Raw genomic sequence first — 637 nt, forward strand, 5'->3', positions numbered from 1 at the left:
ACTGATGGGACGTCTCGCTGCCGGGTGCCCTCGACCCCGTTGTCGGGGTCGACGTAGGAGGGCGTCGACCAGACGAGGGAGGGGTGGGTGAGGGCGTGGTGGAGGGAGTGGGCGCCGCTGGTATCCGACGGAGTCGTGCTGGTATCCTGCGTCGCCGGGCGGACCAGCCGGCGGGTGGTGTTCGACGCGGTGGAGAACGCGTGGGCCCCGTTCCTCTACAACGGCCTGGTCATGGACTCCGTCGCCGGGCGCGCGATCAGCCGGGGCGAGGTAGACGACCACCGGCGCGGGCACCCCGTCATGGCCTCGATCGTGCTGCTGGGGCGGGGCGCGTCGGCCGCCGAGAACGCCCGGTGGCGGGCGCTCGTCAAGGGCTGGGCACAGCGCGACTACTACAGCCCGCCGCTGAGCAACCCCTCGCTCGGGCTCACCGCACTGGCCCGGATCAAGGGCGTCCTGGACGACACCTCCCTCACTCCGATCGCCGAACCCACGGGCCACCGGCTCTTCCCCGACATGGCCCGGGCCACCCACCGGCGTCCGGGCTGGGCGGCGTCGCTGAGCATGGCCGACAGGCGGATCACCTACTACGAGACCGGCAACGGCGAGAACCTGCGCGGCTGGCACAGCGGGAACG

1 protein-coding gene is annotated in these 637 nt (G+C 72.4%); it reads left to right on the plus strand.

Translation table 11 applies throughout. The annotated features are described in order from the left end of the window. Positions 1–135 precede the first annotated feature (135 nt). Positions 136–637: polysaccharide lyase family 8 super-sandwich domain-containing protein (locus K4G64_RS39565; protein WP_308122619.1), on the plus strand; the 502-nt coding region annotated here is incomplete at its 3' end.

This window comes from Streptomyces sp. WAC04114 (genome assembly GCF_019733245.1).
GTDB classification, from domain to species: Bacteria; Actinomycetota; Actinomycetes; order Streptomycetales; family Streptomycetaceae; genus Streptomyces; species Streptomyces massasporeus_A.